19 protein-coding genes and 1 pseudogene are annotated in these 25,433 nt (G+C 36.7%); 10 read left to right on the top strand and 10 right to left on the bottom strand.

The window, feature by feature from the left end; genetic code table 11:
• Positions 1-19 precede the first annotated feature (19 nt).
• The 9 genes from recN (at position 20) to RUH60_RS09000 (ending at position 15,541) form a co-directional block, all read left to right on the top strand.
• A complete protein-coding gene (recN, locus tag RUH60_RS09040; RefSeq protein WP_313807540.1) occupies positions 20-1,672 on the top strand; it encodes a DNA repair protein RecN in 1,653 nt (550 codons plus the stop codon).
• Between the two features lie 57 nt (positions 1,673-1,729).
• Positions 1,730-2,920 (top strand): enoyl-ACP reductase FabV, encoded by a 1,191-nt coding sequence (gene fabV / locus RUH60_RS09035; protein WP_313807538.1) that lies wholly within the window; start codon positions 1,730-1,732, stop codon positions 2,918-2,920.
• A gap of 132 nt (positions 2,921-3,052) precedes the next feature.
• Positions 3,053-6,268 carry a T9SS type A sorting domain-containing protein gene (locus RUH60_RS09030; protein WP_313807536.1) on the top strand — a complete coding sequence of 1,072 codons (3,216 nt, stop codon included), beginning with the start codon at positions 3,053-3,055 and terminating at the stop codon, positions 6,266-6,268.
• Between the two features lie 138 nt (positions 6,269-6,406).
• Positions 6,407-8,815, top strand: a complete 2,409-nt coding sequence (locus tag RUH60_RS09025; RefSeq protein WP_313807534.1) for a GEVED domain-containing protein — start codon at positions 6,407-6,409, stop codon at positions 8,813-8,815.
• A gap of 141 nt (positions 8,816-8,956) precedes the next feature.
• Positions 8,957-11,491 (top strand): GEVED domain-containing protein, encoded by a 2,535-nt coding sequence (locus RUH60_RS09020; protein ID WP_313807532.1) that lies wholly within the window; start codon positions 8,957-8,959, stop codon positions 11,489-11,491.
• 85 nt (positions 11,492-11,576) lie between these two features.
• Complete coding sequence (locus RUH60_RS09015) at positions 11,577-12,575, top strand: glycosyltransferase (RefSeq protein ID WP_313807530.1); 999 nt, start codon at positions 11,577-11,579, stop codon at positions 12,573-12,575.
• A gap of 4 nt (positions 12,576-12,579) precedes the next feature.
• Positions 12,580-13,164: a dephospho-CoA kinase gene (gene coaE, locus RUH60_RS09010; RefSeq protein WP_313807528.1), complete on the top strand. Its 585-nt coding sequence runs from the start codon at positions 12,580-12,582 to the stop codon at positions 13,162-13,164.
• 71 nt (positions 13,165-13,235) lie between these two features.
• On the top strand, positions 13,236-14,819 hold the full coding sequence (locus RUH60_RS09005; protein ID WP_313807526.1) for a HAMP domain-containing sensor histidine kinase: 1,584 nt from the start codon (positions 13,236-13,238) through the stop codon (positions 14,817-14,819).
• Positions 14,820-14,824: 5 nt separating this feature from the next.
• Positions 14,825-15,541 (top strand): response regulator transcription factor, encoded by a 717-nt coding sequence (locus tag RUH60_RS09000; protein WP_313807524.1) that lies wholly within the window; start codon positions 14,825-14,827, stop codon positions 15,539-15,541.
• Between the two features lie 56 nt (positions 15,542-15,597).
• Here RUH60_RS09000 and RUH60_RS08995 read toward each other — a convergent pair whose 3' ends face one another.
• The 8 genes and pseudogenes from RUH60_RS08995 to RUH60_RS08960 form a co-directional block, all read right to left on the bottom strand.
• On the bottom strand, positions 15,598-16,332 hold the full coding sequence (locus tag RUH60_RS08995; RefSeq protein WP_313807522.1) for an acyl-[acyl-carrier-protein] thioesterase: 735 nt from the start codon (positions 16,330-16,332) through the stop codon (positions 15,598-15,600).
• Positions 16,333-16,394: 62 nt separating this feature from the next.
• Positions 16,395-17,333, bottom strand: a complete 939-nt coding sequence (gene miaA / locus RUH60_RS08990) for a tRNA (adenosine(37)-N6)-dimethylallyltransferase MiaA (RefSeq protein WP_313807520.1) — start codon at positions 17,331-17,333, stop codon at positions 16,395-16,397.
• Positions 17,323-18,162: an ion transporter gene (locus RUH60_RS08985; RefSeq protein ID WP_313807518.1), complete on the bottom strand. Its 840-nt coding sequence runs from the start codon at positions 18,160-18,162 to the stop codon at positions 17,323-17,325. The genes miaA and RUH60_RS08985 overlap by 11 nt, the downstream gene beginning before the upstream one ends.
• Positions 18,163-18,187: 25 nt before the next feature.
• Positions 18,188-19,549 carry an exonuclease domain-containing protein gene (locus RUH60_RS08980; RefSeq protein ID WP_313807517.1) on the bottom strand — a complete coding sequence of 454 codons (1,362 nt, stop codon included), beginning with the start codon at positions 19,547-19,549 and terminating at the stop codon, positions 18,188-18,190.
• A 37-nt stretch (positions 19,550-19,586) separates the two neighbouring features.
• Positions 19,587-20,246 (bottom strand): YggS family pyridoxal phosphate-dependent enzyme, encoded by a 660-nt coding sequence (locus tag RUH60_RS08975; protein ID WP_313807557.1) that lies wholly within the window; start codon positions 20,244-20,246, stop codon positions 19,587-19,589.
• A 54-nt stretch (positions 20,247-20,300) separates the two neighbouring features.
• Positions 20,301-21,518, bottom strand: a pseudogene (locus RUH60_RS08970) (DUF1015 domain-containing protein); the annotation flags it as partial.
• Between the two features lie 59 nt (positions 21,519-21,577).
• Entirely contained in the window at positions 21,578-22,468 is an 891-nt protein-coding gene (locus tag RUH60_RS08965; RefSeq protein WP_313807516.1) for a 3-hydroxybutyryl-CoA dehydrogenase, read from the bottom strand.
• Positions 22,469-22,511: 43 nt separating this feature from the next.
• Positions 22,512-23,480, bottom strand: a complete 969-nt coding sequence (locus RUH60_RS08960) for a Gfo/Idh/MocA family oxidoreductase (RefSeq protein WP_313807514.1) — start codon at positions 23,478-23,480, stop codon at positions 22,512-22,514.
• Positions 23,481-23,579: 99 nt separating this feature from the next.
• Between RUH60_RS08960 and RUH60_RS08955 the strand changes: the two genes are divergently transcribed.
• The gene (locus RUH60_RS08955) at positions 23,580-24,221 is read left to right on the top strand and encodes a protein-L-isoaspartate(D-aspartate) O-methyltransferase (protein ID WP_313807512.1); all 642 of its coding nucleotides are present in this window, start codon (positions 23,580-23,582) and stop codon (positions 24,219-24,221) included.
• Here RUH60_RS08955 and smpB read toward each other — a convergent pair.
• Together smpB and RUH60_RS08945 are read right to left on the bottom strand one after the other, a co-directional pair.
• Positions 24,218-24,670, bottom strand: a complete 453-nt coding sequence (smpB, locus tag RUH60_RS08950; protein WP_313807511.1) for an SsrA-binding protein SmpB — start codon at positions 24,668-24,670, stop codon at positions 24,218-24,220. The two genes, RUH60_RS08955 and smpB, sit on opposite strands and share 4 nt — an antisense overlap.
• A 24-nt stretch (positions 24,671-24,694) precedes the next feature.
• Entirely contained in the window at positions 24,695-25,243 is a 549-nt protein-coding gene (locus RUH60_RS08945; protein ID WP_313807509.1) for a GNAT family N-acetyltransferase, read from the bottom strand.
• Positions 25,244-25,433 lie beyond the last annotated feature (190 nt).

Below are 25,433 nucleotides of genomic sequence, written 5' to 3'. Positions count from 1 at the left end.
GCTAAACGTTACGTAAAGTATGCTGACATCTTTATCCATTAAAAATTTTGCCTTAATTGAACACTTGGAAATGGATTTTTCCGAGAAGTTGTCTATTATAACCGGAGAAACCGGAGCCGGAAAATCAATTTTGCTTGGTGCTTTGGGTTTGGTTTTAGGAAAACGAGCCGATTTGACATCCCTTAAAAATAAAGAAGAAAAATGTGTTATTGAAGCGCATTTTAACATCGCCGACTATCAACTTCAGAACTTTTTTTCAGAAAACGATTTAGATTATGAACCGGTTTCCATTTTAAGAAGGGAAATTTTGCCATCCGGAAAATCAAGAGCTTTTATCAACGATAGCCCGGTAAATCTGAATGAACTGACCGAACTTGGTGAGTTCCTGATTGATATTCATTCCCAACACGAAACCCGAGAATTAACTCAGGAAGCGTATCAGGTTGAAATTTTAGATGCTTTTTGTGGCAATCAGGAATATTTGTCGGATTATAAAAACAAACTTGTTACATACAAGAAATCGCAATCCGAATTACGGCAACTGCTTTCAGATAAGGAGCAAATTGCTAAAGAGCACGATTACAATTCTTTCTTACTGAATGAATTATTGGCTGCAAATCTAAAAATTGGCGAGCAGGAAGAATTTGAAGCGACTCAGGAAAAATTAAGCAATGTTGAAGCGATTGCAGAATCATTTGAAAAGTCATTAACGATTGCCAATGATGAGCAAATAGGAGTAATCCACAATCTTAAAGAAATAAAGGCTGCATTGCAGAAAATTGCAGGACTTTCTTCGGAATATCAAACAATTTATGACAGAATTACAAGCGTTTTGATTGAACTTGACGATGTAATGACTGAGCTTCACAATGAATCCGGAAAATTGATAAACGATCCGGAGCAATTGGATTTAGTGAATCAGAAGCTTCAGACTTTGTACTCACTTCAGAAGAAGCACAATGTTGGTTCTGTCGAAGAATTGATTACGATTCAAACGACTCTGGACGATAAAGTAATTTTAGCCGACGATTTGGAAAATACAATTGCCAAATTAGAAGAAGCAATTACAAGTCAACAATTGGAATTGGATAAATTAGCGGATAAAATTTCTGAAAAACGAAAAGCGTCTGCTTCAGAATTAACCAATAAGATTTCTGAAATCCTTACTCAATTAGGAATGCCAAATGCCCGTTTTCAATTCGAAATTAAAGAAAGTACTACAATTTTGGCAACTGGTAAAGATGAAATTCAATTGTTGTTTTCTGCCAATAAAGGAACCGATTTTGGTCTGCTGAAAAAAGTTGCTTCCGGTGGTGAAATGTCCAGAATTATGTTGGCTGTTAAATCCATTATGGCGGAATATACAAAGCTTCCGACTATTATTTTTGATGAAATTGATACAGGAGTTTCCGGTGAAGTTGCTCATAAAATGGGTGATATCATGAAAAAAATGGCAAACGGAATGCAGGTTTTCGCAATCACGCATTTACCTCAAATTGCTGCGAAAGGTCAGCAACATTATAAAGTATTCAAATCCGTGGTTGGTGAAACTACAATTTCAGAATTGAAAATGCTTTCTACTGAAGAAAGAGTGGTGGAGATTGCAGAAATGTTATCCGGAAAAGACATAACCGATTCGGCTTTAAATCACGCCAAAGCATTATTAAATTAAAATTTTGGCTATTTTTGTTATTCAAATTTAGAAACAAACTATCAAACACAATAAATCATGATTATTGAACCAAGAATGCGCGGTTTTATCTGCTTAACGGCACATCCAAAAGGCTGCGAACAAAATGTAAAGAATCAAATTGAATACGTTAAATCGAAAGGTAAAATCGATGGTCCAAAACGCGTTTTAGTAATTGGAGCATCGACTGGTTTTGGTTTAGCTTCCAGAATTACAAGTGCTTTTGGTTGTGACGCTGCGACAATCGGTGTGTTTTTTGAAAAGCCAGGGACAGAAGGGAAAACAGCTTCTCCGGGTTGGTACAATTCAGCAGCTTTCGAAATGGAAGCACAAAAAGCAGTATTATACGCGAAAAGTATCAATGGTGACGCGTTTTCAAATGAAGTAAAACAGCAAACTATCGACATGATTAAAGCTGATTTAGGTCAGATTGATTTGGTGATTTACAGTTTGGCTTCCCCAGTTCGTATGCATCCAACGACAGGTGTTTTGCATCGTTCGGTTTTAAAACCAATTGGTTCGACTTTTACTAATAAAACTGTAGATTTTCACACCGGAAATGTTTCTCAGGTTTCTATTGAGCCAGCAACTGAAGAAGATATCGCTAACACCGTTGTAGTTATGGGCGGTGAAGATTGGACAATGTGGATGGACGCTATGAAAAATGCCGGTGTTTTAGCGGATGGAGCGACAACCGTTGCTTATTCTTACATCGGACCTGAAGTAACAGAAGCAGTTTACCGTAAAGGAACCATCGGTAGAGCAAAAGATCATTTGGAAGCTACTGCTTTCGAGATTACAGATAAATTGAAAGACATTAACGGAAAAGCTTATGTTTCTGTAAACAAAGCGTTGGTAACTCAGGCGAGTTCTGCAATTCCGGTAATTCCGCTTTATATTTCATTATTATATAAAATTATGAAAGCCGATGGAATTCACGAAGGTTGTATCGAGCAAATTCAGCGTTTGTACCAACAGCGTTTGTATAATGGTTCCGAAGTTCCAACGGATGAAAAAGGAAGAATCCGCATCGACGATTGGGAAATGCGTACCGATGTTCAGGAAAGAATTGCAAAACTTTGGGGAGAATCAACAACAGAATCTTTAGTAGAGCTAGGAGACTTGGCTGGTTACAAACAAGACTTCTTAAATTTATTTGGTTTTGGCTTTGAAGGAGTTGATTATTTAGCGGATGCTAACGAAGTAGTTGATGTGCCAAGTATAGGCTAAATTGTTATAAAAATATAATTATTATGTTATGAAACTCACGACTTGTCGTGAGTTTTGTGTTTTATATCGATTATATAGGGTTTTGATTAAATAATGTTTAATTTTGTGTTACAAATTCAAATTACAAAAAACATGAAAAAAATTACTTTGCTAATAGCAATTCTCTTTGCTGTTTTTAGTAATAGTTATGGACAAATTAGTTCGTATACTTTTGCTCAATCATCAGGGGTTTACACTCCAGTTTCTGGAGGTACTACTGTTGCCAGTATTACTGCAATTACTGGTACAGCTCCATCATCGGCGGAACGAATGGATGATATGGTTTACAATTTACCCGACGGAACCATACCTTTTACATTTGTTTTTGATGGTAATGGTTATACAGGATTAAATATTAATTCGAACGGTTATATTACTTTTGGAGCTACTGCACCTGGTACTACAAATTATACTCCAATTTCTTCAACTGCAACTTACGAAAGAGCTATTTCTGCATTTGCAAGAGATTTAGAAGGAGGTTATCACATTATTGCTGATAGAACATCAGGTTCAGTTGATTTGCTTAATGCATCGTCAATTGGTCCTATTTCTGTTGGGGATTTTGTTTATGGAACAGGAATTCCAGCAGGTGTAACTGTAGTAGCAATAAATGGAACGACTATTACAATGAGTGCAGCTGCAACTTCAACGGGAACAGCTGGAGCAATTAGATTTGGTGCACCTTGGTCTAATATTCAATATGCGATTGAAGGTGTAGCTCCAAACAGAACATTTGTAATTCAGTTTTCTAATTTTAAAAGATTTGGAACAACTGCAACTACTTCAAGAGATATGATTCTAAATTTCCAATTTAGACTTGAAGAAACTACTAACGTGATTAGCATAGTTTATGGAAATTGTAGTCCAGGAACAGGAACAACTGATACTACTGTTAATCAAGTTGGTTTAAGAGGAGCAACAAATGTTTTCGCAACGAATGTAAATAACAGAAGAAATACTAAAGGTACAAACGACAACTGGATAGATTCTGTTGTAGGAACATCAAACACTTCTGGAATGTTATTTAATACATCTGCTCCGGCAAATGTTATTTCTAACGGTTTGACTTATGTGTGGACTCCACCACCAGCATGTTCGGGAACTCCAGTAGCAGGATCTGCAACACCAGCAACACAAAATATTTGTTCAGGAGCAACACCAGCAAACTTAGTGGCAACAGGATACTCTACTGGTGTAACAGGTTTAACTTTTCAGTGGGAAGAATCTAATGATAACGGAGTAGGAGATGCTTGGGCTAATGCTGTTGGAGGTACAGGAGCAACTACAGCAACCTATACACCACCAGTATTTTCTGGGACAACAATTTATTACAGATTTAGTGTTACATGTTCTAATTCAGGATTATCAGCTCAAACTGCTTCAGTAATGGTTACTGTTCCTGCTGCTCCATCTAATCAAATTACAGCAGTAACAATACCTGCAGGGACAATTGCATATTCTCAAGCCGGAATTAACTGGACTAATGGAAATGGAGCTAGAAGAGCTGTTTTTATAAGTGATTCCGCAACATTTACAGATCCTGTAGATGGTAATGGGCCTGCTTTAACTGCTAATGCTGTTTATAGTGGTTCTGGTCAGCAATTAATTTATGATGGTACTGCCGCTACGGTTACTGTAACAGGTCTTTCTGCAGCGACACAATACTATATTAAAGCTTATGAGTACACTAGATGTGGTTCTGGACCTTATGATTTTTATTTTAACACAACAACAGGAACGAATATAGGAGATTTTACAACTTGTGATACTTTTACTGTTCCTGCTTTAGAAAATTTTACAACTTATGTTCCAGGATGTTGGTTAGAAGCTGACAATGGAGATTTAGTAGCTGGTCCTTCAACTTTTGGGTCAAGTTCTTGGGCTGCAGATGGTTTTGCTAATGTAGGTACTACTGGAGCAGTAAAATATAATATCTTTACTACTGGTGCGAATGATTGGTTAATGTCGCCATTGTATACAATTCCAGCAACTGGATACGAATTAAAGTTTGACGCAGCTGCAAATCAGTTTGGAACAACAACAGCACCAACAACACCATGGGAAGCAGATGATTTTGTTCAGGTTTTGGTATCTACAGGTTCAAATAACTGGACATTATTATATACTTATGACAATGCCAATGTACCTTCAAATACGGGAACTGTAAATATTTTTGACTTAGATGCTTATTCGGGTCAAACGGTTAGATTTGCATTTAGAGCAGTTGAAGGTGCTACAAACGGTTCTGCAGATATTGATTTTTCTGTAGATAACTTTGAAATTAGATTAACACCTGCATGTGAAGTACCAACAGCTTTAGGTGCTGATCCTGTTACTGCTACAACTGCTAATTTATTTTGGACTGCAGGTGGTACAGAATCTGCTTGGAACATTGAATGGGGTCCAACAGGGTTTACTCAAGGGACAGGTACTATGGTAAATGGAGTAGCTAATCCTCATCCATTAACATCGGGGCTAACGGCAAGTACAACTTATCAGTTTTATGTACAGGCAGATTGTGCTGCTAATGGAACAAGTACTTGGGCTGGACCGTTCAGCTTTACAACTGCTTGTGATGCTACAAACGTGCCATATTCTCAAAATTTTGAAAGTGCCACTGTTCCAAATCTCCCTGCATGTACATCTCAAGTAAATTATGGTACAGGGAATTTATGGACTGTGCAAAATAATGTAGGTTACGGATTTACAACTAATGCATTGCGATACTCATGGAATACAACAAACGCTGCAAATGTATGGTTCTTTACTCAAGGTGTAAATCTTGTAGGAGGACAGGAATATAAAATTTCATACAATTATGGTAATGCTAGTGCTACTTTCCCTGAGAAATTGAAAGTTGCTTATGGTTCTTCTAATAATGCAGCAGGAATGACAAATATTTTGGCTGACTATGCTAATATTAACCAAGCAGCTATTCAAACTGATGAAATAACTTTTACACCTGGTTCAAGTGGAGTTTATTATTTTGGATTCCAGGCTTATTCAGATGCTGATGAATTTTATTTACTAGTTGATAATATCCTTGTTGATGTTAATTTAGGTTCTTCAACTTTTGATTCAACTTCATTCAAAGCATATCCAAACCCAGTAAGAGATGTTTTAAATTTATCTTACTCAACAGAAATTTCTTCAGTTGAAGTATTCAATATGTTAGGACAAAAAGTAATGGTTAAAGAATTGAACGTTGCTCAAGGTCAGGTTGATATGTCAAACTTAACATCAGGAAACTATATGGTTAAGGTTACAGCTGAAGGTCAAACTAAGACAATTAAAGTTGTAAAACAATAATAAAATTTTTTAATTGTTAAAAAAGCGGCTTTTGCCGCTTTTTTTTATGATTTAGTTATATTACTGTTAAAAAAAACAAAAAATTAAAATTTGGATTGGCTACCTTGGTAATAATAATAACGAAACCCAATTCAAATTATGAAAAAAATTACCTTTCTTTTAATTGCGCTTTTTCTAGGCTTTCTTGCTCAGGCGCAGCTTTATCAAGTTCCGTATTGTAATGGAACGATTTCCTCAAATACTTACGGTCCCATGAATAGTGTTGCTGGAGCCAATGCTACGAGTAGAACTGCTGTTATTTATCCGTCTTCTCAATTGTCGGGAATTTTTGCACAAACACTTACTTCAATTTATTTTAGTAGAATGACTGCAACAGGTACAATGGGTGGGGCTCCCAATTTTAAAATATATCTTAAAGAAACTGCTAATGCTGATTTCGGTGCAGGAGCTTTAGATTGGGCAACCGAAATTGCTACTGCAACTTTAGTTTATGATTCTAATCCAGCTACAGAGACAGGTTCTTCTTCGGGATGGAAATCGTTTGCATTGTCAACAAATTTCGTGTACTCTGGGACTCAAAATTTAGCTGTTTACATGGAGTATGTTAACACTGCTGCTTCAACGACAATCGGCTGGGAGTATGAGTATTCTAATCCATGTATTGTAACTACGAATAGTAATACTACCAAATATATTAATAATACCACCGGGACTCCTGGGGCTTCTTTAACTTCAACAAATTACAGAAGACCTCATATTGGTTTTGACTATCTTGTGTCATGCCCTGGAATTACTGGTTTGGGTCACGATAATTTAACAGCTACGACTGTAGATTTGGATTGGACTCCGGGTGGTGGAGAATCGATTTGGGAATATGTAATTCAGCCAACGGCTGATCCAGCCCCAACTTCAGGTACACAAATACTTACTGACGCAGTAGTTGGCGCAACTGTTTTACCGAATACACCATATACAGCATATGTAAGAGCTGATTGTGGAGGTGGTGATTTTTCAGTATGGTCAACAATTGAATTCACAACACCATGTGCTACTTATTCTGTTCCGGCACTTGAAAATTTTTCAACGTATGTACCAGGATGTTGGCAGGAAGCCGATAACGGTGATTTAACTGCTGGTCCTTCAACTTTTGGAACAAGCTCATGGGCTGCTGATGGTTTTGGTAATGTTGGAACTACAGGCGCTATGCGTGTTACTTTAGATGGTGCTGCTGATAACGATTGGATTTTATCACCTTTATATGCAATACCGGCTACTGGATATGAGTTGAAGTTTTTTGCAGCTGCAAATCAATCTGGAAGTGTAAATGCACCAACGACAGCTTGGGAATCGGATGATTATGTTGAAGTTTTAGTATCCACAGGAACCTCTAACTGGACGGAATTATATACGTATGATGATCTAAATGTTCCTTCAAATACAGGATCAATTAATATTATAGATTTAGATGCTTATGCAGGTCAGACGGTACGATTTGCTTATAGAGCTGTTGAAGGAGCTTCAAATGGTAGTGCAAGTATAGATTTTTCAGTGGATAATTTCGAGATTAGATTAACTCCGGCTTGTGACTTGCCATCATCTTTAGGAGCTGATAATATCACTTTTAATTCAGCGGATTTGAATTGGACTGCAGGAGGAGCAGAGTCTTTATGGAACATTGAATGGGGACCATCTGGTTTTACCCAAGGAACAGGAACTGTTGTAAATGGAGTTGCTAATCCACATCCTCTAGGAGGCTTGACGCCTAATACCAATTATCAATATTATGTACAAGCTGATTGTGGTGCAAATGGTACAAGTGTATGGGCAGGACCATATTCTTTCTACACAGGTTATTGTTTACCATCGGGAACTTTAGCAACGTCATATATTAATTCTTTCGAGACAACCGGCGTGGCGGGAGTAAATATTACAAATGCTGCAACCGGTTTTTCAACTAATAATTATGGTGATTATTACGCAACACATACGGTTTCTCGAGCAGCAAATCAGACAATTAATTTTAATGCAGTAGTTGTAGGAACAACGGTAGGTTGCGCAATTTGGGTTGATTGGAATAATAATCTAGTTTTTGAATCTTCAGAAAGAATGTTTAATACCACCTCTTATTCAGGTTCGCCAGTTTCGAATTCATTTGTTGTGCCAAACGGAACTCCAGACGGTGATTACAGAATGCGTGTACTAATTGATTTTAATATGTCAAATCCAACAAATTCATGTGGTTATAATTTAGGTAGAGGCGAGGCTGAAGATTATAAACTTACTGTTGATGCAACTTTGTCTTCTTCAGATTTTGATGTAGCATCATTTAGAGCGTATCCAAATCCTGTAAAAGACGTCTTGAACTTATCTTATTCAACAGAAATTTCTTCAATTGAAGTATTCAATATGTTGGGACAAAAAGTGATTACGAAAGAATTAAATCTTTCACAAGGTCAGGTTGATATGTCAAATCTAACTTCAGGAAATTATATGGTTAAGGTTACAGCGGATGGTCAAACAAAAACCATTAAAGTTGTCAAACAATAATAAGTATTATTTAAATTTTTTTAAAGAGCGGCTTTTGCCGCTCTTTTTGTTTTCTGTAGTTTTTCGTGTTAAAATTTTTATAATCTATTAAAAAAAAGTGTAAATTGCCGTTCATATAAAACTAAAACCATACAAAAGCTTATGAAAAAAATTACTTTTTTGTTATTCACTTTTTTATTTGGGTCGGTGTCGTATGGACAATCAATTTGTACGCAAACCTTTACGGTTTCTGGACTAGATGATGATCCAACGGTTCTAACTATTAATGCGAGTGATATAACATGTAACGGATCAGGTACTATTACAAACTTGCGATTAATTAACGGTGCAGGATCATTGACATCCGGAAATTGTACGGCAACAGGTACCAGTTGGTACGGATTTGATTTGTCAATTGACGGAGGAGCAATTCAAACGGGTTGTGCCGCCGATTTTGAAAACACGAATATTACAGGTTTTACAACTTTAACTATTACATCACATGATGATGATGTTTGGTCAGATGGAGTTACAATTACAATTGATGTGGAAGTAACCTATACACCAACAGCAGTACCTGGCTGTGTGGTATTATCAAGTCCAGGAAATGGTGCAACGGGAGTAGGTTCAAGTATTATTGATTGGCCATCTGCTGCAGGTGCTTCAGGTTATAAATTAACTGTAGGGACAACTCCGGGAGGTACTGATGTTTTGAACTTATCTGACGTTGGTAATGTTTTAACTTATGATTTAGGAGCATTAACTCCAGGAGGTACATACTATGTAAAAGTTACACCATACAATGTTTTAGGTGACGCTGTTGGTTGTACAGAAAGTAGTTTCACAACTTGTTTAATTTGTTATTGTGAGCCTACATATACGAGTGGGAAAACAGACGGAGATTTAATTTCTAATATCCAGATTCTAAGTACAACATTATCAAATAATAGCGGAACTGATCCGGTTAATCCAGCCTACACATATTTTACAGGGATGCCAAACTATACTACTACACTTCAGGCTGGTAATACATATACAGTTTCAGTTAGCGTAGGTACTTTTGGCGGTCAGAATGTAGCAGTTTGGATTGATTATAACGACGATGGAGTTTTTGATACTGCTGAACGTGTGGGTTATACCACAACATCAATTGGAGCCAATGGTACGGCTACTTTCCAAATCGTTTTAGCTTGTAATCCACCTTTAGGAACACACAGAATGCGTGTAAGAGATGTTTGGAATACAACAGGAGTAAATATTGATCCTTGTACCAATTATGGTTGGGGAGAAACAGAAGATTATGATGTAACTGTTTCTGCTGCGGTTGCTTGTCCACAACCATCTGCATTGGGAGCTAACCCTGTAACTACAGATTCTGCAACATTATTATGGAATACCGGATGTGCAGAAACATTATGGAATGTACATTTAACAACTGCTGGTGGTGGCGCACCAGTTGGAACAGGATCTAACCCAGGGGTAACAAATCCATTAGTAATTACTGGAACTTTATCACCTGCAACGACTTATGAATTTTACGTTCAGGCAGATTGTGGTGGAAGTGGAACCAGTTTATGGACAGGACCTTATACGTTTACAACAAATCCATTGCCTCCAGCTAATGATGATTGTTCTGCAGCTGTTGCTTTAACAGTGAACGCTGATTTTTCATGTGCAGTTGTTACAGCAGGTACTACTGTAGGTGCAACTCAGTCTGCACAAGCTGATGATGTTTCAGGTACACCTGCAAAAGATGTTTGGTTTAGTTTTGTTGCTACCGGAACAAATCATAGAATTTCATTGACTAATGTTGTTCCTGTTGTTGGAACTTCAATGGATATGGGAATTGGAGTGTATGATGGTACAGCTGGTTGTGCTTCATTGGTTTTTGTTGGAACGAGCGACCCTGAAACATATGATGTAACGGGATTGACAGCTGGAACAACATACTACGTGAGAGTTTACGGATGGTATGGTGGTACAGATCAGATGAATTTTAACATTTGTGTAGGTACACCACCACCACCACCAGCAAATGATGAGTGTGCTAATGCAATTGTATTAACGCCAGGAGGTGTATTTGGTGATTACGATGTTGTTGGTACAAATGCTTCAGCAACTGGTTCAACTGAAACTGCACCGGGATGTGCTTTGTATAGCGGAGGTGATGTTTGGTATTCAGTAGTAGTGCCTGCTTCCGGAAGCTTAACATTTGAAAATAATGGTGTAACAGGAGGAATTGGTGATTCAGCAGGAGCTGTTTATAGTGGAGTATGTGGAGCTTTGGTATTAATTGATTGTGATGATTCTTCTAGTACAGCTGGAGGTGATCATCCGTTAATTACTGTAACAGGAAGAACACCAGGAGAAGTTTTATACTACAGAGTTTGGGAATATGGAAATGATACATCTGGAAATTTTGCTGTATCTGCTTATGACGCTTCATTAAGCACAGGTTCTTTCGATGTGACTTCATTCAAAGCATATCCAAACCCAGTAACCAATGTGTTAAACTTATCTTACTCATCTGATATTTCTTCTGTAGAAGTATTCAATATGTTAGGACAAAACGTTCTTACTAAGAATGTTAATACTACAAATGCTCAAGTTGATATGAGTCAGTTGAATGCAGGAGCTTACTTAGTAAAAGTAACTTCAGAAGGAGTTTCAAAAACCATTAAAGTAGTAAAACAATAATTATTTTTTAATACAATAGAAAAGCCGCCTTTTAGGTGGCTTTTTTATTTTTAGAAAGAGTATCTTTGTTAAAATAATCTGTGAGATGTATTTTTCATTTATAATACCGGTATATAACAGACCCGACGAAATTGAGGAATTGCTAAAAAGTCTTTCCGTTCAGGATTTTAAAGAAGATTTCGAGGTAGTTATTGTAGAAGATGGTTCAACTATTCCATGCGATGAAGTGGTTAAAAAGTACGAAGGAAAACTGTTTATTTCGTATTTCAACAAACCGAATTCCGGCCCAGGAGATTCCAGAAACTTCGGGATGCAGCATGCTATGGGAAGTTATTTCCTGATTTTAGATTCCGATTGTATTTTGCCGGAGCATTATCTGTCTTCGGTTGACGCTAATCTCAAGAAAAATTATGTAGACTGTTTCGGTGGTCCCGATGCTGCTTTGGATTCATTTTCTTCGATTCAGAAAGCCATTAACTTTACAATGACTTCTTTTCTTACCACAGGAGGTGTTCGCGGCGGAACTGAGAAAATAGGAAAATTTCAGCCAAGAAGTTTCAATATGGGACTTTCCAGAAAAGCTTTTGAAGCATCAAACGGTTTTGGAAACATCCATCCCGGCGAAGATCCGGATTTGACTATTCGCTTGTGGCAATTAGGATATAAAACAAAATTATTTTCTGATTCTTACGTATATCATAAGAGAAGAATTGATTTCAATAAATTCTACAAACAGGTAAACAAATTTGGAAAATCCCGTCCGATATTAGATTCCTGGTATCCAAAATACAGCAAACTTACTTTTTGGATGCCTACTTTATTTTTACTGGGAATGTTGATATCATTGCTACTGGTACCTTTTGGAATTGTGCTTCCGATGCGAATTTATTTAGCATATTTTATTTTCCTATTCTACATCTGTTCGGTTGAAACGATGAGCCTTTGGATAGGGATTTTAAGTGTTTTTGCCGCATTCATCCAGTTTTTCGGTTATGGAATAGGCTTTTTGCAATCCTTTGTCAAAATTCGACTCTTAAAACAAGAACCGCAATCGGCTTTCCCTGAATTGTTTTTTAAAAAGTAAAAAGATGACCAAAATAGTAGGACTTACCGGCGGAATTGGCAGTGGAAAATCTACTATAGTTGCTTATTTTAAAGAACTAGGCGTTCCGGTTTATATCGCTGATGAAGAAGCTAAAAAACTAATGGATGAGCCTGAGATTATTCGAAAAGTACAATCCGTTTTTCCGGTTGACGTTATCAAAAATGAGAAGCTGAACCGAAAAAAAATAGCTGAATTGGTTTTCTCTGATCCCGAACTACTTCATTCCTTAAACAAAATTGTGCATCCGGAAGTTCGCAAACATTTTATAAAATGGTGCAAGAAGCACGACAAATTTCCGTTTGTAATTAAAGAAGCCGCTATACTTTTTGAAAGTGGTTCGTATAAAGACTGTGATAAAATTATTTTGATTACTGCACCGGAAGCTATTCGTATTGAACGAGTTATGAAAAGAGATTCCGTTACCAAAGAACAAGTTTTAGAACGAATTCAGAATCAGTGGAGTGATGAAAAGAAAGCGGTTTTAAGTGATTATGTAATCGAAAATATCGATCTTGAAAAAGCCAAACAATCTGCTCAAAAAATTCTTAAAGAATTGAATAATATGTAAAAACTTAATCAGATGTTAATCTTTGGTTAATGTTTTTTAGGTCTAAATGTTAAAATGTTAAATTTGAATCGATGAATAAAACCAGATTCCGAGTACTTGTTGTTTTGATGAGTTTGTCCCTTTTGGGAATTATTTTGGTGCAGTTGTATTGGATTAATACATCGTATCAGAATAATGAAGAGCAATTCAAATATCACGTAAAACAGGTAATCGGAAATGTTGCCAACAAATTGCAGCAACAGGAAGCGTTTGAGTTCTATCGTCAATATAACAAGCTGAAAGACAGTATTGGAAAAGCGCCCAAACAAAGTGAATTAAAAGAGTACTTTTATGTGGAGCGCAATCCGCGAACGAATGAGCAAATCATTTATTCAAATACGATTATTCAGGAAGATTACAACGTAAATCGTTCGTTCTTTGATAAAAGATCTGATTCTGTTAAACTGAAAAACTATGTTGCCAAACGAAAAACCGAAATTTACAACGGAAAACTGTTTGACAACACCGGAATTCAAAAGAATACCCAGCCTGATATAACAATAGAAAAAACAGGAACTTTAGACATTTTGGATAAAGCCCAGTTTGAAATTTATTTTAAAGATATCATCGCGTTGAAATCGATTCAGGAGCGTATTTCTGTAGAGCGTTTAAAGGCAATGCTGGAAAACGAGTTACGTGAATATGGCGTAAAAACTCCTTTTGATTTTGCTATTTACAGCAACGGTTTGGCTACCAAAGTAAAATCGGAAAATTTCAATTATGATAAAGATGCGACGTACAGCATTCCGGTTTTTACAGATAATGATAACGAAGCGAAGTACCATTTACTGGTAAGTTTTCCGCAAAAAGGAAAGTTTTTATTCTCTTCGTTGGTTGGAATTACGTCATTGTCGCTAATTTTTACATTAGTCATCATTGTTGCGTATTTCAGCGCCTTACATCAGTTAATCAAGCAGAAACAGATTTCAGAGATTAAAACGGATTTCATCAACAACATGACGCACGAGTTTAAAACGCCAATTGCGACGATAAACCTTGCGTTAGATGCGATTAAAAATCCGAAGATTATCGATGACAAAGAAAAAATACAACGTTACCTGCAAATGATTCGGGACGAAAACAAACGAATGCACGCTCAGGTAGAAAACGTTCTTAGAATATCGAAATTAGAGAAGCGCGAGTTGGAAATCAGTAAAGAGCCAACTGACGTAAATGATATAGTCGAAGATGCTATCGAACACGTAAATCTTATTGTGGAAGATCGTGGCGGTGCGATCAAATCAAATTTGAATGCCAAGCGAACCACAATTTTATTAAACGACGTTCATTTTACCAATGTGATTGTGAATATTTTGGACAATGCCATTAAGTATTCGCCTGAAACTCCGGTAATTGAAGTATCGACTGAAAATGTAAAAGATTTTGTCCTGATTAAAGTAAAAGATCAGGGTGCCGGAATGAGTAAAATTGCCCAAAAGAGAATTTTTGAGAAGTTTTACCGCGAACACACCGGAGATTTGCATAACGTAAAAGGTCACGGATTAGGATTGGCCTACGTGAAGCGAATTGTAGACGACCACAACGGTCAGATTTTTGTAGAAAGTGAAAAAGGAAAGGGTAGTACCTTCACCATAAAAATGCCATTAATAAATTAGAGTATATGGATACTATTAACAAAAAAATATTGCTAGTTGAAGACGATCCGAACTTCGGAGCTGTTTTAAAGGATTATTTAACCATCAACGATTTTGAGGTAACACTAGCCAAAAACGGTATGGAAGGGTTTGAGAAATTCAAGAAAGACAATTTCGATTTGTGTATTCTTGATGTGATGATGCCGTACAAAGATGGATATACTTTAGCAAGAGAAATCAGAGAGAAAAATAAAGAAGTGCCGATTATCTTTTTAACCGCGAAATCAATGAAAGAAGACGTGTTGAAAGGATACAAAGTGGGTGCGGACGATTATTTGAACAAACCATTTGATTCTGAAGTGTTGTTGATGAAAATCAAAGCGATTATCATGCGTAAAGCTTCGGAAACGAAAACGGATACCACGAAATTTGAGTTTGAAATCGGTAAGTTCCATCTAAATTCGAAATTACGTTTCTTAACGTTCCCTGGAGATGAACCAATCAAATTGTCTCCGAAAGAAAACGAATTGTTGAAGATGTTAGCCTTACACGAAAACGATTTGATGCCGCGTGAATTAGCGTTAACAAAAATCTGGAGAGATGATAACTATTTCACTTCCAGAAGTATGGACGTTTACATTGCGAAATTGCGTAAGTATCTGAAACAAGATGAAGATGTTGAAATTTTGAACATCCACGGTGAAGGTTTCCGTTTGGTAATCAAAGGAAAAGCTGCAGAATAAATAGGTTAAGAATAAAAATTGTTTAAGGATAAGAAGCTCTGAGAAATCAGGGCTTTTTATTTTTCCAAAACTAAAGCAAAGCAAACTTTGTCATCTTTGGTTATGATGAAAAATTCATTGCTTTCATTGCAATGTATCGCCACGGCATCACCAAAATTCAATTCACGTAAAAAATTCATTTCTAAAGATTTAAAACCTTGCTTCAGAATAGTTTTCGGGTTTAAGGTATCCAAACACCATTCTAAATATTTCGTGTTATTAACGTGATTTACAATGTCTAAATCTGATAAAACAACGGTTCGTTCCGTAATTTTTTCGGTTTCCTGCAACACATTGATTCTTGAAAAACTTTTAGAAGTTGCATGATGTTCAGGATATTTTTCAAAATGTTCATGAGGCAATGCCAATGGTTCTGATTTTCGTAATTGTGTGTTGAAAACAGCCCAAAATGTTGTAGCACCCACTATTTTTACATCGTTTAAATACATTTCAATATTACGAATCGATTTGTTTCCTTCAAGGTTTTCAATCCACGTTTTTACAACCACTTTGTCTTGCCATTGCGGTAAATCACCAATAATTTCGATACGGATTCTACTCAAAACCCAAGCTTGATGATGTTGCTGCATATCAAAAAAACTCAAACCGCCTAAAATGGAATGTTCCGCAGCAGTAAGTTGTAACAGGTTGCACAAATCAACATATTTCAACTTCCCGTTAGGACCGCATTGAGTAAAATTGATTTCCGATTCGTGAGAGTAAACAGATGTGAAATTTGGTGAAATGGGCATTTGAGTTATGAATTATGAATTATGAGTTATCAGTGAAAAGTGAAAAGTGAAAAGTGAAAAGCTTATCCTTTATTTCTTATCCTTTTTTCCTCAATGAAATTAACGATTTCTGAAATATCCGTTTGATAATCAAACCATTTTGCTTCTTCAGTTCGTTTAAACCAAGTAATTTGCCTTTTAGCAAAACGGCGGGTATTTTTTTTGATTTCTTCCACAGCAAAATCTAAAGTGGCTTTTCCGTCGAAATAATCAAACAGTTCCCGATAGCCGACAGTTTGTAAAGCATTTAAATGTTTGTTCGGATAAACTGATTTGGCTTCTTCCAACAAGCCTTCTTGCATCATCAAATCAACACGAAGATTGATTCGCTCGTACATTTTCTCTCTGTCAGCTTCTAAACCGATGATAATAGGAGTAAAGTTACGCTGATTTTTTCGTTTCCCAATGAAAGAGGAATACGGTTTTCCCGTTCCGAGACAAACTTCTACGAAACGTTTCATACGCTGCGGATTTTGTAATGTCTGCGGATTTTCAGAACTGATTTTATTGTAATATTCGGAATCGAGTTCTTTCAATTTATTTTGCAAATATTCAATACCTAATTCGTCATATTTTGCATTAATTTTTTCCCGAACCGTAGCATCAATATTCGGAAAATCGTCAAAACCTTTCAGTACGGCATCCACATACAATCCGGAACCGCCCACCATAATCTGAACCTTGTTTTCCTTGAAAAGCTCTTCTAATTTGGCAATAGTATCGGTTTCAAAATCGCCAACAGAATAACTATTAAAAATTGAAATATGTTGTATAAAATGATGTTGGGCAGCGGCTAATTCTTCAGTATTCGGAACTGCAGTACCAATTCGCATTTCTTTAAAAAACTGACGACTATCGCACGAAATGATATCACAACCAAAATGTTGGGCCAATTTGATGCTTAAAGCTGTTTTTCCGATGGCTGTCGGGCCAATTATAGTAATGAGGTAATTAGAATTCATGGGTTAGTTTTTCGCCACAATGATGACAAAAACGAGCTTCTTCATTGTAAATTATCGATGTACACGAAGGACAAGTTCTCGAAGCATCGTTGTTCTGATTTCGTTTCGCCGAAGCAAATTCCGCAGTTACAATTCCGGTCGGTACGGCAATAATACCGTAACCCATAATCATAATGCAGGAAGCAATAATCTGACCTAAAGTCGTAACCGGTGCAATATCGCCATAACCAACAGTTGTCAATGTTACAATACACCAGTAAATACTAACGGGAATGCTTGTAAAACCGCTTTCTTTTCCTTCTACTACATACATAATTGCGCCTAATAAAATGGATACAATTAATACGAAGTATACGAATACGATAATTTTGGTTCGGCTGGCTTTGATGGCTAATTTCAGTTGCGATTCCTGCCCTGTAAAGTGTACTAAATTCAGAATTCCGAACAAACGTAATAAACGCAATGCTCTGATTACCGATAACATACGTGAACCTGGAATGAAAAAGGACAAATACATTGGGAGTATCGAAATCAAATCGACCAAACCATAAAAACTGAAAATGTAGCTCAATGGTTTTCGATTGCAAATGATTCTAAGGATGTACTCAATAGTGAAGAAAATCGTGATAATCCATTCTGAAACAATAATGAAAGTATGATATTTGGCATCGAGTCTTTCAACCGATTCGAGCATAATCAATAACACACTCAACAAAATTACTGCCAACAAAATCAAGTCGAACAAACGCCCGGCAAAGGTGTTCGAACCGTAAATGATGATGTAAATTTTTTGGCGAAGAATGTCGTATTTGCTCTTAAGTTCTCTCATTTGATAAGGAATTATTCAAATTTACTTAAAACTTAACGATTTTCAGTACTTTCTTCTTACGGATGTAGTTTTGAATAATGTTTCGCGAATCCCGATTGTTCTGCATCGGAATAATAATGTTTTTCAGAATGTCGATATTGTTAATCTGATAATTCAAATCGTAGAAACAATAGCCTTTGTACACACCGTTTTCTACTAAAACTGCGCTTCTTTCATCAAGGGTTCTTCCGCGATCAACAATAACCATGCTTTGATTTTGCAACTGATTGTTTTCCAGAAAGTAAGTAACGCGTTTATTGTAATCTTCCGGCGATTCTTTGCCAACACAAGCACCCAAACATTGTTTTAAATCATATTGGAAACAACCTTTTTTAGTGTTGTACAAACCGTTTACTTTTTGACAGAATTGTTGTTCTTCCGTGATTTTATGCAAAATGGATTTGCCTTCTAAAAGCGTAGCAAATGAAGTGATTTCTTTTTTTCTACCGTCGGTTTTCTGAAGTTTTAAAGCTAAATAACCGTTTTCGTCTTTTTCAGCATACAAGGCATACGGAAATATGGTTTTGCGTTGTGAACGGTTGTAAATCGGCTTGTTGACTTTGATTTCTTCGCTTTCTTTTAATAAGGCGATGAGTTCGCTGCCGGTTTCTTCGTAAGTAACTGCAAAAACTTCCGCCTGCATTTTTTTTGCCTTTCTGGAAGTTCCGGTAAAATGCTGATTGACACGTTTTTTAATGTTTTTGCTTTTCCCGATGTAGATGATGGTTCCATCTTCTTTGTGAATGTAATAAATACCAGTTTTGGAAGGAACACCGTCGATCAAATCCATCAGTTTCGGAGAAATTCCGCTTTTAACCTCGGTTTTGATGTAGCTTTTTACGATTTCTTTTTCTAAATCTTTGGAAAGCAACATTTTGAACAATTTCACAGTTGCCATCGCATCACCTGAAGCTCTGTGTCTGTCCGCCATTGGAATCCCCAACGAACGAACCAGTTTTCCTAAACTGTACGATTTATGTCCTGGCAATAATTTTTTGGAAAGTTCTACAGTACAAAGCGTCGGTTTTTTGAATTCGAAGCCTAAACGACGGAATTCGGTTTGCAGGATTCGGTAGTCGAATGAAGCATTGTGTGCCACAACGACACAACCTTCCGTAATCTCTATAATTCGCTTGGCAACTTCATAAAATTTTGGTGCCGAACGCAACATCGCATTGTTAATTCCTGTCAGTTTTACCACAAACGGCTGGATCGGGATTTCCGGATTCACCAAACTGATAAACTGATCCACAACCTCGTGACCGTCAAATTTATAGATGGCGATTTCCGTAATACCTTCTTCGTTGTATTGGCCTCCGGTAGTTTCTATGTCGAGAATTGCGTACAAAATATAGTATTCAGTGTTCAGTTTTTAGTGTTCAGTATTATCGGCTGCCAAAGATACTACTTCCGATGCGAACCATAGTACTTCCGCATTCGATTGCTAGTTGATAATCGCCGGACATGCCCATTGAGATAATATTCAGTTGGCAGTTTTCAGTTTTTAATGCACTGTGTTTGTCGAAAATTGTCTTCAGATTGAGAAATTCTTTCTTTACTTGCTGTTGATTATCTGTAAAAGTTGACATTCCCATCAAACCAACGATTTTTATGTTTTTAAGATTTTTCAGTTCTTCGGAAGTTAAAATCTCATTGAGCTCAATTTCATCCAAACCGAATTTACTTTCTTCTTCAGCAATAAAAATCTGAAGCAAACAGTTGATTACACGATTGTTTTTTGCTGCCTGTTTGTCAATCTCTTTCAACAATTTAAAACTGTCAACTCCATGAATCAAACTCACAAAAGGCGCGATGTACTTCACTTTATTACTTTGTAAGTGTCCGATAAAATGCCATTCGACATCATTTGGTAATTGCGGTTGTTTGTCAACTAACTCCTGAACATAATTTTCTCCAAAGACACGTTGTCCGGCTTCATAGGCTTCCATCAAATCACTAACCGGCTTGGTTTTGGAAACCGCCACTAAAGTCACGTTTGAAGGTAAAGTGGATTTTATATGTTCAAGGTTTTCTTGTATTGACATTTTATAGAAGTTTTCAGTCGCAGTCACAGTTTTCAGCACATAATCTTTCAATAATAACTCATACACAACCAAACCACTACGGAACTTAGGTTCGATATAGGTGCTTTTTGGTGGCATAATCAGATTCTCGTCTGCAATGGATTTAATTTCATCAATCGAAATAGGGTAGAGCATGAAACCCACTTCAAATTCACCGCCGTCTACCAATTCTTTGATGGAAGTTATCGATTTTGTTCCTGGAATGTAGGCGATTCTATCATCAGTACGCAAATCGTCTATACCCAAAATTGGTTTTAAAACGGTATCGTATAGAATCTGTGCATCCAATTTTGATAAAACATTATCGAATTGAAACTTTTCTTCTTTTAAACGTAAAGCATAAAATTCCCCATCAAAATACATTCCGAATTCGAATTTATGTTTCGGTTTCCAGAGTTCCTGTTTCTTGGTTTTGATGACGAAATTTTCAGCAACTTTCTTGATAAAATCTTCTTTGGAATGTCCGTTCAAATCACTGATGATTCGGTTGTATTCGTAGATTTTTACATTGGAATCTGTAATCAGGAAACTCATAAAATAATTCAGATTCTGATTTCCAGACGCTTTGTCTTCTTCATATAACAACTCAGAAGAAGCTGAACGATGATGACCGTCGGCAATATATAAATCGCCAATTTGTTCAAATTTGGTTTTAAGCCAACCAATTTCTGTTTCATCTTCAACTGTCCAAAGCGTGTGTTTTTCTTTGTTTGTTGTAGAAAATTCATAAATCGGAACAGCTTTCTTTTTACTTGAAATCCAATTGGTTAATTCAGAATCGTCGTTGTAAGTTATCAAAACTGGCTCGGTATTGAAACCGGTTTGGTGGAGATAATCTTTGAACAATTCCACGCGATATTGTAAAGTATCTTCGTGTTTTTTGATGATATTTTGTTGATAATCTTCTACCGAAGTTCCTGCTAAAATTCCCGTAAACGTGTGGTTTTTCGACTGAATTTCGTACAGGTAAAAAACAGCTTTATCTTCCTGAATCAGAATGCCATCTTTTTTAAAATCTTCGTATTTGTGCTGAACGGTTTTAAATCGTTTTTCAAACCCAATTTTCTGCTGATTCACATATGCCGGATTCAGAATATGTAAAAACGAAAACGGATTAAACTCCAGATAAGCAGCTAATTCCGTAGCGCCATAATCGTCGTAGGAACGTGAAGTTACCAGACTGACTTTGTCTGCGGTGGGTCGTACTGCTTTGAATGGAAGGATTTTGGCCATTTTATGAAGTGTTCAGTTGGCAGTGTTTAGAAGACTGCCAACTAATTACTGAATACTGATTACTTTGAAAATTGTTTCGAAACTTTTTCTGCTTTTTTGCTTTCTGAATAATCGTAGAAACCTTCACCAGATTTCACTCCTAATTTTCCAGCCATAACCATGTTAACTAATAAAGGACATGGTGCATATTTTGGATTTTTGAAGCCATCGTACATTACGTTTAAGATCGATAAACATACGTCAAGACCAATAAAATCAGCTAATTGAAGTGGTCCCATTGGGTGCGCCATTCCTAATTTCATTACCGTATCGATTTCTTCAACTCCGGCAACTCCGTTGTATAAAGTTTCGATAGATTCGTTAATCATCGGCATTAAAATTCTGTTGGCAACGAAACCTGGATAATCGTTTACTTCCGTTGGTGTTTTTCCTAATTTCAAAGATAAATCCATGATGATTTTCGTTACTTCGTCTGAAGTATTGTATCCACGGATGATTTCCACCAATTTCATAATCGGCACCGGGTTCATAAAGTGCATTCCAATAACGCGCTCAGGATGAACAACCTGTGCTGCAATCTGAGTGATAGAAATCGAAGAAGTATTTGTTGCTAAAATTACATTATGATCGCAAACTTCGCTTAACTGTTTGAAGATGTTCAGTTTTAAAGTTACGTTTTCTGTAGCCGCTTCAACTACTAAATCACAACCAACAACGCCGTCTTTTACATCGGTATACGTGATGATGTTTCCGATAGTTTTGTGTTTGTCTTCTTCAGAAATCGTTCCTTTTGCTACCATACGGTCAAGGTTTGCGGCGATTGTCGCCATTCCCTTTTCCAAGGCTTTTTCTGAAATATCAATCAATTTTACGGTGAAACCTGATTGCGCAAAAGTGTGAGCAATTCCGTTGCCCATGGTTCCTGATCCGATTACAGCTATGTTTTTCATTATGAGAATTATAAGTTATGAATTATGAGTTATAAGTTGTGAATTATTTATTTTCCATGGAATCGATAATCTGATAAGCAACACGTAAAGCTTCCGTAGCTTGTTCCAAAGTTACCACCGGAGTTGTATTGTTGTTGATGGCATCGGCAAACGTTTCTAATTCGTCTAAAATAGCGTTGTTAGGTTCTACCGATGGGTTATCGTAATAAATTTGTTTTTTTACGCCTTCCGCATTTTGTAAAATCATGTCGAAATCGCCAGGAACTTCCGGAGCGTCTTTCATTTTTACGACTTCACAAACTTTGTCCAAATAATCAACTGAGATGTAAGCATCTTTTTGGAAGAAGCGCGATTTACGCATGTTTTTCATCGAAATTCTGCTGGAAGTGATATTCGCCACGCAACCGTTTTCAAACTCGATTCTGGCATTGGAAATATCCGGAGAATCACTAATAACGGCAACTCCGCTAGCATTTACGCTTTTTACTTTGGAATTAACAACGCTTAAAATCGCGTCAATATCGTGAATCATTAAATCTAGAACAACGGGAACATCCGTACCACGAGGATTAAATTCAGCCAGACGATGCGTTTCAATAAACATCGGATTTTCGATTTTATCCTTAACCGCTTTAAAAGCAGGATTGAAACGTTCTACATGACCAACTTGTCCTTTTACGTTGTATTCTTTGGCTAAAGCGATGATTTCTTCGGCTTCTTCAACAGTAGTAGAAATTGGTTTTTCAATAAAAACATGTTTACCGGATTTGATGGCAACACGAGCACATTTGTAGTGAGAAAGAGTAGGAGTTACTATATCCACAACATCCACAGCGTGAATTAACTTAGCAATGGTGTCGAAATGTTTGTAACCGAATTCGGCTGCGATTTTTTCGGCATATTCCTGATTTTCATCGTAAAAGCCTACTAATTCATATTTTTCAGATTGTTGTAATAACCGTAAATGTATTTTTCCAAGGTGTCCGGCACCTAAAACGCCTACTTTCAGCATAGAAATCTATTTTAAACAAAAATAGAAATTAATTGATAACTGATGATTGATAATTGTGAATTTGTTTTCTAATTTTACCAAAATTAACAAGTCGAAAACGTGAGAGATTTAGCCAAACATCAAGGACTTCGAAATCAATTGGTAAGCCTTTTGGAAAAAAAAGGGATTACTGATAAAAACGTATTGGATGCCATCAGAAAGATTCCGCGTCATTTGTTTTTGAATTCGAGTTTTGAAGATTTTGCCTACCAGGACAAACCGTTCCCGATAGGAGCAGGGCAGACTATTTCTCAACCGTACACTGTTGCTTTTCAATCGGAATTACTTCAAGTAAAAAAGGATGATAAAGTTCTGGAAATTGGTACAGGTTCGGGTTATCAGACGGCGGTTTTGTGTACGATGGGAGCAAAGGTATATTCGATCGAAAGGCAAAACGAATTGTTTAAAACGACTTCCCTTTTATTGCCGAAATTGCACATTCGTCCGAAGCATTTGGCTTTTGGTGACGGTTATAAAGGATTACCTAATTATGCGCCTTTTGACAGTATTATAGTAACCGCTGGTGCTCCGTTTATTCCACAACCCTTGATGGCGCAGTTAAAAATTGGTGGAAGATTGGTAATTCCTGTTGGAGATGATGTTCAGATTATGACACTACTTATCCGAAAGAATGAAACCCAATTTGAGAAACACGAATTTGGTGATTTCCGTTTTGTTCCGCTTTTGGAAGATAAAAATTAATACGCTTTTTTGATTCGGTCTAAGTCGCGCTTGTTGTCGCGGTCTTTGATGGTTTCGCGTTTGTCGAAGTTTTTCTTTCCACGACATAAAGCGATTTCCAGTTTGGCCAAACCTTTCTCATTGGTAAACAAACGCAACGGAATTACAGTAAGTCCTTTGTTTTGAAGGTCTTTTTCTAATTTGCGCAATTCTTTCTTATTCAAAAGAAGTTTTCGTTCGCTTTTCGCTTTGTGGTTGTAATGCGTTCCGAAAGCGTATTCTTCTATATTCGAGTTGATTACGAACAGTTCGCCATTATTAAATTCGCAAAAACTTTCAGCAATACCAGCCTTACCCAAACGGATAGATTTGATTTCCGTTCCGGTTAAAACGATTCCAGCAGTATACTTATCCAGAATTTCGTAATCGAATTTCGCTCTCTTATTGAGTATGTTGACCGTTTTTTGCATAGGAGCGCAAAGGTAGACAAAAAGTTATTTATTCAAAAGCGAATAGACGTAGCTGTCCAGATATTTTCCCTGCCAAAAGCAATCTTCTTTGAAATGGCCTTCGCGAATGAATCCGTTTTTCTCTAAAAGTTTCCAAGAAGCGAAATTTTCGGGATCAGTTACCGCTTCAATTGAATGAAGCTTTAGTTCTTTAAAGCCGTACTCGATAATCTTTTCGATAGCTTCCTGCATGATGCCCTTTCCGTGAAAATCAGTTGATAGCATATAGCCGATTTCAGACCGATGATTTTCAGGTTGCATTCTGAAATAGCCGATGTTTCCGATTAGAATACCATCTTCTTTTAAACAGATTCCCCAATTGATACACTCGTTACTTTCCAAAAGTCCTTGCATGAATTCAATATGTGCATTAGCATCTTCAATTGATTTCGGCATTTCCCTCGGAATATAACGCATGATTTCCGGGTTGGAACGTAAGGCAAACATTTGTGGAGCATCTGCAATCACTATTCGACGAAGTAGTAAACGTTCGGTTTCTAGTATCGGGAATGTTGAAAAATCAAATTGTAACATATCGGATAACTTTTTCTAAAAGTACTCTTTTTAAGAAAAACCATAAAAAAAATGTAAAAATTTATACAATAATCTAAAAAAGTAGTAAATTTATGTAACCAAAAACTAACTGACTAATTTATGATTGACATGGAAACTACTTATGAAGTAATTGATAAAGAGCTTATTAGCTCTTTGATTTTTCCTGAAA

Origin of the sequence: Flavobacterium sp. (genome assembly GCF_032153895.1) — a bacterium.
Taxonomy (GTDB): Bacteria; Bacteroidota; Bacteroidia; order Flavobacteriales; family Flavobacteriaceae; genus Flavobacterium.
This window is presented reverse-complemented; position numbering and strand designations above follow the sequence as displayed.

Bases quoted from the DNA above. Each gene is read 5' to 3' on its own strand.
- recN (WP_313807540.1), top strand. From the start codon at position 20: ATGCTGACATCTTTATCCATTAAAAATTTTGCCTTAATTGAACACTTG.
- fabV (WP_313807538.1), top strand. From the start codon at position 1,730: ATGATTATTGAACCAAGAATGCGCGGTTTTATCTGCTTAACGGCACAT.
- RUH60_RS09030 (WP_313807536.1), top strand. From the start codon at position 3,053: ATGAAAAAAATTACTTTGCTAATAGCAATTCTCTTTGCTGTTTTTAGT.
- RUH60_RS09025 (WP_313807534.1), top strand. From the start codon at position 6,407: ATGAAAAAAATTACCTTTCTTTTAATTGCGCTTTTTCTAGGCTTTCTT.
- RUH60_RS09020 (WP_313807532.1), top strand. From the start codon at position 8,957: ATGAAAAAAATTACTTTTTTGTTATTCACTTTTTTATTTGGGTCGGTG.
- RUH60_RS09015 (WP_313807530.1), top strand. From the start codon at position 11,577: ATGTATTTTTCATTTATAATACCGGTATATAACAGACCCGACGAAATT.
- coaE (WP_313807528.1), top strand. From the start codon at position 12,580: ATGACCAAAATAGTAGGACTTACCGGCGGAATTGGCAGTGGAAAATCT.
- RUH60_RS09005 (WP_313807526.1), top strand. From the start codon at position 13,236: ATGAATAAAACCAGATTCCGAGTACTTGTTGTTTTGATGAGTTTGTCC.
- RUH60_RS09000 (WP_313807524.1), top strand. From the start codon at position 14,825: ATGGATACTATTAACAAAAAAATATTGCTAGTTGAAGACGATCCGAAC.
- RUH60_RS08995 (WP_313807522.1), bottom strand. From the start codon at position 16,332: ATGCCCATTTCACCAAATTTCACATCTGTTTACTCTCACGAATCGGAA.
- miaA (WP_313807520.1), bottom strand. From the start codon at position 17,333: ATGAATTCTAATTACCTCATTACTATAATTGGCCCGACAGCCATCGGA.
- RUH60_RS08985 (WP_313807518.1), bottom strand. From the start codon at position 18,162: ATGAGAGAACTTAAGAGCAAATACGACATTCTTCGCCAAAAAATTTAC.
- RUH60_RS08975 (WP_313807557.1), bottom strand. From the start codon at position 20,246: ATGTCAATACAAGAAAACCTTGAACATATAAAATCCACTTTACCTTCA.
- RUH60_RS08965 (WP_313807516.1), bottom strand. From the start codon at position 22,468: ATGAAAAACATAGCTGTAATCGGATCAGGAACCATGGGCAACGGAATT.
- RUH60_RS08960 (WP_313807514.1), bottom strand. From the start codon at position 23,480: ATGCTGAAAGTAGGCGTTTTAGGTGCCGGACACCTTGGAAAAATACAT.
- smpB (WP_313807511.1), bottom strand. From the start codon at position 24,670: ATGCAAAAAACGGTCAACATACTCAATAAGAGAGCGAAATTCGATTAC.
- RUH60_RS08945 (WP_313807509.1), bottom strand. From the start codon at position 25,243: ATGTTACAATTTGATTTTTCAACATTCCCGATACTAGAAACCGAACGT.